The organism is Snuella lapsa (assembly GCF_039539345.1).
Classification (GTDB): domain Bacteria; phylum Bacteroidota; class Bacteroidia; order Flavobacteriales; family Flavobacteriaceae; genus Snuella; species Snuella lapsa.
The window spans coordinates 1-8,096 of the sequence record NZ_BAABCY010000026.1; the positions used below are offsets into that span (position 1 = coordinate 1).

Consider the following 8,096-nt stretch of genomic DNA (forward strand, 5'->3'; position numbering starts at 1 on the left):
CTCTGAACATTACACCCATTGAATCCAATCAACTATCTCTATGGGCGGCTTAAACAAGATTCACGTTAAATTAATTTACATAACTAAAACCATCTTACTTACCTAAGATAGAAAATTCTTGTGACACGATATTACAGGGTTACCTGCCAATGCTTCGTATTAACAACAAAAAAGCACCCATTTTAGAGGGTGCTTAAACTTAATTTAATTAAATACAGATATTGCCTGCTATTAACAATTTCTTAATCGTGTCTTAGCCTGTGAAATAGGATAAAATCCCTATGACTATAATAACCAATAACACAGATAATACAATATCGATTTTACTATAACTGCCTTTGGATAGCTTTTTATCCTCAATCGTTAATGTTCCAAAGGACAGGCCTTTTATACGCTCATAATTTGGCGGGGTGGTTGCTAAACTCATCAGCACACATAATCCTACCGAGAATACAAACATAAAGATTGCCATATGTGCAAAATTAATCGTAGCAAAACCATACATAATTCCTGAGGCTACCTGCTCACCAGTTTCTCTAAAATGGCTTATTTGCGGTTGATAATATATCTCGGATGCCAGGCGTATAATAAGTAACCCAAGTCCTGTAAGCAATGTAGTTATTGCTGCTTGGGAATTGGTGCGCTTCCAAATAATCCCTAATAGGAATACGGCTGTTACTGGGGGTGCAATATAAGACTGTACATTTTGAAGATACTGGTACATAACACCACCTCCTATCTTTTCCATAATTGGAATCCATAATATTCCCAAAAACACGATTACTGCTGTAGCCACCTTACCAATACTCAACAACTCCTTTTCTGTTTTATTAGGTCTCAACTTTTTATATACATCAATAGTAAAAATGGTTGAACACGAGTTAAATACGGATGCCAACGAACTCATTAAAGCTGCCATTAATCCTCCAGCAACCAGCCCTTTTAGACCTATTGGCAACAATGCCTTAACTAGCATTGGAAAAGCCCTGTCTGCCTTATCCAATCCAAAAACTTCAGGATTTTGAATACTTAAAGCAAAAGCGATAATACCTGGTATTAAAAAAATGAAGATGGGAAGCAATTTTAAGTATGCTCCAAAAATAGCGCCTCTTCTACCAACCTTAATATTATTTGCTGCCAGCGTTCTTTGTACAATGTACTGATCGGTACACCAATACCAAATACCAACAATGGTTCCACCAAATAACAGTCCCGTCCAAGGGAAATCGGGATCACTCATTGGACGCCACATATTAAAATGCTCGGGGCTAACACTTTTAACAGTACTTGAAAGCTGGTTCCATCCTCCAACCTCTTGAAGTCCTAAATAAGTAATAATTACCGATCCCAAAATAAGAATTATGGTTTGCAGGGTCTCTGTATAAATTACGGCCTTCATTCCTCCTATAATGGTATAAACTCCTGTAAAAATGACAATGCCTATGGCTCCATACCAAAAAGGAATCCCTAATAATTCGGATACAACAATACCGCCCGCATAAATGGTAACGGATACTTTGGTTAACACATAGCCCACCAAGGAAAAAAGCGATAAAAACCAACGGGATCGGCTATCGAACCTTTTTTCTAGAAATTCGGGCATGGTAAAGGCTCCACTTCGGATATAAAAAGGCAGAAACAACCATCCTAAAAGCAAAACAATCCAAGCATGCAGTTCGTAATGAGCCATAGGTGTTCCAGATTCGAACCCTGTTCCTGCCAAACCCACAACATGCTCCGAACCAATGTTGGAAGCGAATATGGAGGCTCCTATTACAAACCATCCCACATTACGCCCTGCCAAAAAATAATCTTCAGTATTTTTGTTCTTTTGTAAAACTACCCATACTGCTACAGCAATAAGAGCTAAAAAATAAATTCCGAGGACTACCCAGTCCCAACTTTCTAGAACAGTACCCATACCATCTGTTTTTTTTATATATATTGGTTGATTATATTTTCAAACAATTCTTGTTTACCACTTTGTAATGCTAACTCGCCATTGTCTTGTGCTATCTCATACAAATCCCTTAAATTCAACTTTCCTGCTTCAAAATCTTTTCCTTTTCCTGAATCGAAGGAACTATATCGCTTCGTCCTTAATGCTTCATAGGGCGACGAGTTAACAATCTTATCGGCAATAAGTAAGGCTCGTGCAAAAGTATCTGCACCACCAATATGTGCATAGAATACATCTTCCATATCGGTAGAATTCCTTCTTATTTTAGCATCAAAATTAATACCGCCTCCCTGAAGTCCACCAGCTTTTAAGAATACAAGCATGGCCTCGGTAGTTTCCTGAATATTGTTAGGAAACTGGTCTGTATCCCAACCATTCTGGTAATCGCCTCTGTTCGCATCTAAACTTCCTAGCATACCAGCATTGGCCGCAACCTGCATTTCATGTTGGAACGTATGTTGCGCCAAAGTAGCATGGTTTACTTCTATATTCATCTTAAAATCCTTTTCTAAACCATACTTGTGTAAAAAACCTATTGCGGTGGCAGCATCGAAATCGTATTGGTGCTTCATAGGTTCCATTGGTTTAGGCTCTATAAAGAAATTTCCTTCAAATCCTTGTGCTCTGGCATAGTCTCTTGCCATGGCCAGAAATTGCCCCATATGATCCAGTTCGCGTCCCATATCTGTATTAAGCAAGGACATATAACCTTCTCGCCCCCCCCAAAACACATAGTTTTCACCATCTAATGCTATCGTTGCGTCCAAAGCCAGCTTTATCTGTCCGCCTGCTCTAGCTAACACATTAAAATCTGGATTGGTCGCAGCCCCATTCATATAACGTGGGTTGGAGAAACAATTTGCTGTTCCCCATAGCAATTTAATACCAGAACCGGCTTTCTTCTGTTTAATGTATTCTGTAATGGTTGCTAATCGCTTTTCGGATTCTGCAAATGTGGCACCTTCCTGAATGAGGTCGAAATCATGAAAGCAAAAATAATCGAAGCCCATTTTGCTAATAAACTCGAAAGCTGCATCTGCTTTGTCTTTTGCGGCCTGAACAGGATCTGAAGACTGATCCCATTCAAAATTTTGCGTTCCTGGCCCAAATGGATCACTTCCCTGGCCACAGAAGGTATGCCAATAGGCAATGGCAAATTTAAAATGCTCGCGCATGGTTTTTCCTGCCACTACCTGATCTGGGTTGTAATATTTAAAAGCCAGGGGATTATCCGATTCTTTCCCTTCATATTTTATGGCATTAATGCCTTTAAAGTATTCTTTGTTTCCTATAACTGCCATGATATAACTATTTTAATGATTCTTTGTTTATAATTAATTCTAATTCTTCTTTCCACTTTTTGTAAGCTTCCAAATACGCCGTTTTATCTGTAGAGGGCTTAAATGTTGTTACGAGGTCGTTTTCAACAATCCATTTTCCAAAATTTTCGACACCTCCTTTATGTAAACCTGCTGCTCTAGCTGCTCCAATAGCACCAGTTGTATTGTAAATCTCAATTTCCTGACCTATTAAGGTCGCTACAGTATTGGCAAAAATGTCTGAACGGAACAAATTGTCATTACCAGCGCGTATCACTTTGGCCTGGATACCATCTGATTTTAATATCTCGATGCCATAGACAAAAGAAAATGCTATACCTTCTAAAGCAGCACGACAGATATGACTCTTGTTATGATTGTTCAGGTTAACGTTTAACAGTCGTGTACCTATTTCTTTATTATTCAACATTCGCTCTGCTCCGTTCCCAAAAGGGATTAAACAAACGCCATCTGCACCTAATGGTACGCCTTCTGCCAAAGTATTCATTTCTTCGTATGAACTTACATCTAAGTTGTTAAGCAACCAACGGTATTGAATACCTGCACCGTTAATATTTAGCAGTTTACCTATTCGCGGTTCTGATTTTTTATAATTTACATGTGCAAAATTATTAACACGCGTATGTTCTTTACCCGAAAGTTTATCTGTAACCGCATACACCACGCCCGAAGTACCTCCTGTTGCAGCAACTTCTCCTGGGTTAAACACATTTAACGACAGTGCGTTGTTTGGCTGGTCGCCAGCTCGGTAAAGGATAGGAGTGCCCTCAACAAGACCACTTTCTTCGGCTCCCTTTTTAGCGACTGTTGACTGTTCTCCAAACGTATCGACAATATCGGGCACCAATGAAGCTTCAAAACCGTAATACTCCAAGAGGAAGTTAGCAACATCATCTTCCTTAAAATCCCAAAAAATCCCTTCGGATAATCCTGATATGGTTGTATTGATCTTATTGGAGAGCTTATAGGCAATGTAATCGCCTGGCAGCATAAACTTATAAGCCTGTTCGTAAATTTCAGGCTCATTCTCCTTTACCCATTTCAACTTGGAAGCCGTAAAATTAGCTGGTGAATTTAGCACATGGCTGGCACAGGTATCTACACCTAAATCCTGAAAGGCCTTATTTCCAATATCGACAGCACGGCTATCGCACCAAATTATGCTCTTTCTTAAAGGCTTTCCTGCTTTATCAACTAATACCAAACCATGCATTTGATACGAAATTCCAACTCCTTTAATCTGCTCTCCAGAGATTTGACACTGCGCCTTTAATCGATTAATGGCTTTACAAACATGTTGCCACCAAATATCAGGATCCTGTTCGGCCCAACCGTTTTTTAAGGCCAACATGCTCATTTCTGTTTCGGGTTCCTGCACAAGCCCCAAACGTTTTCCACTATCTGATTCAACCAAAGCGGCTTTTATGGATGAACTTCCTATATCTAATCCTAAATAATACATAATTTATAACGATTCTCTTATTGTAATTTTAGTGGGTACATAATGCTTCATGGGTTCATGACTTGTAATGAATTCAGCGGCTTTTACCCCCAAAGTTTCAAAATTGGTGGATACTACGGTAATACCTTTGTAAATAAACTTTTTCATTGGTGTCTCGTTATAAGACAAAAAACCAACATCTTCTCCAGGCTCAAAGCCCATATCCCGGCATTGTTCCAAAAACTTACCCAAAATGCGATCACTTACACTTATGTAGGCTTTGCCGCTTTCTACCTTAAAGGCTTTAGAATTCTCAACAATGTTGTAATGGAATTGATGCTCTTTACAGAACTTCTCAAAAAAGACAAGTGTTTCCTTGGGGTGATACGTGAATTCGGGATATATAAAACTCAAAGACCTGTACTTTTTTAAACTGTCCTTAATGCTTACTAATGCCTCGTAAAAGGCTTTTCCAAAATCTTGAAATACATAATTATGATCTGAATTGGAATGAATGTTCCAATCAATTAACAACAACTTATCTTTATCAATTTCAGAAAGCACACGGGGTACTTCCTTATGGTTAAACCCCATAACCACATACTTGTAGTATTTACCTTTGGTATTCCTAAATATGGTTTTAAAATTATCGGGGTTATAATGATGAAATTGTAGGTCTACAATAATATTATCTGGTAAATTATTGATAAAAGCCCCGTACAGCACTTCTTTATAAGCCTTAAAGGTGTCTAAAACTAAAAGCACCTTGATACTATTTCCAGAAATAAAATACCCTTTGTTGGGAGTAGATTTAATAATGCCATCCTTCTTTAATTGGGAATAGGCTTTAAAAACAGTATCCCTTGCCATTCCGTAATCTTTACTGAATGCGTTAATAGATGGTAATGAATCTCCTATTTTTAAAACATTGTTCTCCAGCCCTTCTGTAACAGCATTTATTATTTGTTGATATTTGGGAATGCCCAAATTATCATCCAGAACCAACCTAAGCTTGTTTTTACTCATCTCCAATTTACGTTCTAAAATTGTTATTTTTTGTGCAACACACAAAAGCAGCACAGAACAGCACAGAACACAATATTATAAATAAATTTTATTTTCTCAAAACCTTGTTAATAAATTATTCGAACTTCTAAAACTGTTGGAAACTAAAAATATGACCTATTTTTGTCCTCAAAAGGAATTTACATGCAATATTACGAAGCTACACTTACCGTTAATAAAACAGACATTGATGATCTAGACCATGTTAACAACGTGTGTTATGTACAGTGGGTAGAAGATATTGCTAAAAAGCACTGGCTCCAAAATGCCCCTAAACAAATACAAGATACTTACTTTTGGGTAATGCTTTCGCATTGTATTGAATATAAAGGAGAGGCGTTTTTAAACGACATGATTCGGCTTAAAACCTACATTAGTAAATCGGAAGGGCTTACCAGTATCCGTATTGTTGAATTTTTTAATGAGCACACCAATAAATTATTGGCAAAATCGGAAACCACTTGGTGTTTAATTAAGTCGGAAACAAGGAAACCTGCCAGAATTACACAGGAGATAAAGAATCTATTTTTAAAATAATTCACCTAAATACTAATTCCTCTTTTTTTAAGTTATATTTAAGTTTTTTGTATTAAACTATTTTATACTAGTATTGCCTATTAAATTTTATCACTTTATGAAACGCCCGGTATATTTTGTACTTACATTCTTTTTTTTGGTATTATGGAGTTCTTGCCGAAAAGATTTTGATTTTTCACCAAGTACCGGAACACTTGAATTCTCTAAGGACACTGTTTACTTAGATACTGTTTTCACAAACATAGGATCTAGCACTTACCAATTAAAAGTCTATAATAAAAGTAACAAGGATATAGTTATTCCCTCGGTAAAACTTGGCATGGGAGAAGATTCGGAATACCGATTAAATGTAGATGGTATCCCTGGAAAGCTATTTGAGAATGTTGAAATATTAGCCAAGGACAGTTTATATATTTTTATTGAAACCACGGTAGACATAGCTAACAAGCCTACTACAGAAAATCAATTTTTATATACGGATGCCATTGAATTTGATTCGGGTGCTAACCAGCAAAAAGTACCCCTTGTTACTCTTGTTAAAGATGCGGTATTTATATATCCCAACAGAGATGATACAACCAAGATTATTGAAACCTTAACGCTTAATATCGATGGCGAGGTTGTAGAAACAACATTGCAAGGTCGTGAATTACTCCCGGAAGAGCTCAACTTCACCAATGAAAAACCTTATGTTATTTATGGCTTTGCAGCCGTTCCTAATGGAGAAACATTGACTATTGATGCTGGTGCACGTATTTATTTTCATGCAGAATCAGGACTAATAGTAACCGATGGTGCATCTTTAAAAATAAATGGCACTTATAGTGCAGATCAAGAACTTTTGGAAAACGAAGTTATCTTTGAAGGAGATCGTTTAGAGCCCTCCTTTTCGGATACTCCTGGACAATGGGGCACTATCTGGCTTTTTGAAGGCAGTACAGATAACCAAATTAACTACGCAACCATCAAAAATGCTTCTGTTGGCATTTTATGTGATGGAGATGCCAATGCTACATCAAGTAAACTAAATATAAACAATTCGCAAATCTATAATTCCAGTAATTTTGGCATACTAGCCAGAAACACTTCAATAACAGGCGAAAACATTGTTATCAACAATTCTGGACAATCATCGTTTGCAGGTATTTTTGGTGGCAAATACAACTTTACCCACAGTACCATTGCCAATTATTGGTCTAATGGATTTAGACAGTTTCCTGCCCTTTTACTAAATAATTACACAACCGATGATGACGGCATTACTCATATAGCCAATTTAACAGAAGCCAACTTTAATAACTGTATTATTTATGGCAATGATAATCCGGAAATTCTATTGGACGAGGTTGTGGACAATACAGTAAACTTCAATTTTAAGTTTACTAATTGTTTAATTCGCTTTCAAGATTCCAACAACAACTTTACAGGGCCTAATTATGATTTAACAGACACCAATCATTATCAGGATAATATCTTTAATGAAGAACCTCATTTTAAAGACCCTGTTAAAAATCAAATGATCATTGGTCAAGAATCGGCCGCCATTGATAATGGTTTGGATTTATTTGCTGCACAAGTGCCTTTTGATATTTTAAATGTAGACCGAACCGCTTCTCCAGATCTGGGTGCTTATCAACATATTGTTTTTGAAGAAAATAACTAACAAAAAAAGCCTGCACAACGGTAGCCATGGTCGGAAGATTTTTTCTTCCGACTTTTTTTGTTTTATAGGGTAGATTATTTTGCAATATTC

General features: G+C 37.1%; 6 protein-coding genes. 2 read left to right on the forward strand and 4 right to left on the reverse strand.

Features of this window, described 5'->3' with window-relative positions; all coding sequences use genetic code 11:
* Positions 1 to 253: 253 nt before the first annotated feature.
* The 4 genes from ABD792_RS04400 to ABD792_RS04415 are packed head-to-tail and all read right to left on the reverse strand — an operon-like array spanning position 254 to position 5,767.
* Positions 254 to 1,921 (reverse strand): sodium:solute symporter, encoded by a 1,668-nt coding sequence (locus ABD792_RS04400; protein WP_345004594.1) that lies wholly within the window; start codon positions 1,919 to 1,921, stop codon positions 254 to 256.
* Positions 1,922 to 1,935: 14 nt separating this feature from the next.
* Positions 1,936 to 3,261, reverse strand: coding sequence for a xylose isomerase (xylA, locus tag ABD792_RS04405; protein ID WP_345004596.1), 1,326 nt, complete (start codon positions 3,259 to 3,261; stop codon positions 1,936 to 1,938).
* Positions 3,262 to 3,268: 7 nt separating this feature from the next.
* Positions 3,269 to 4,762, reverse strand: coding sequence for a xylulokinase (locus ABD792_RS04410; protein ID WP_345004597.1), 1,494 nt, complete (start codon positions 4,760 to 4,762; stop codon positions 3,269 to 3,271).
* Positions 4,763 to 4,765: 3 nt separating this feature from the next.
* On the reverse strand, positions 4,766 to 5,767 hold the full coding sequence (locus ABD792_RS04415) for a GntR family transcriptional regulator (protein WP_345004598.1): 1,002 nt from the start codon (positions 5,765 to 5,767) through the stop codon (positions 4,766 to 4,768).
* A 183-nt stretch (positions 5,768 to 5,950) separates the two neighbouring features.
* On the opposite strand from ABD792_RS04415, the gene ABD792_RS04420 reads away from it, so the two are divergent.
* Both ABD792_RS04420 and ABD792_RS04425 read left to right on the forward strand, forming a co-directional pair.
* Positions 5,951 to 6,343: an acyl-CoA thioesterase gene (locus ABD792_RS04420; RefSeq protein WP_345004599.1), complete on the forward strand. Its 393-nt coding sequence runs from the start codon at positions 5,951 to 5,953 to the stop codon at positions 6,341 to 6,343.
* A gap of 97 nt (positions 6,344 to 6,440) precedes the next feature.
* On the forward strand, positions 6,441 to 8,006 hold the full coding sequence (locus ABD792_RS04425; RefSeq protein ID WP_345004600.1) for a right-handed parallel beta-helix repeat-containing protein: 1,566 nt from the start codon (positions 6,441 to 6,443) through the stop codon (positions 8,004 to 8,006).
* The last annotated feature ends 90 nt before the right edge of the window (positions 8,007 to 8,096 follow it).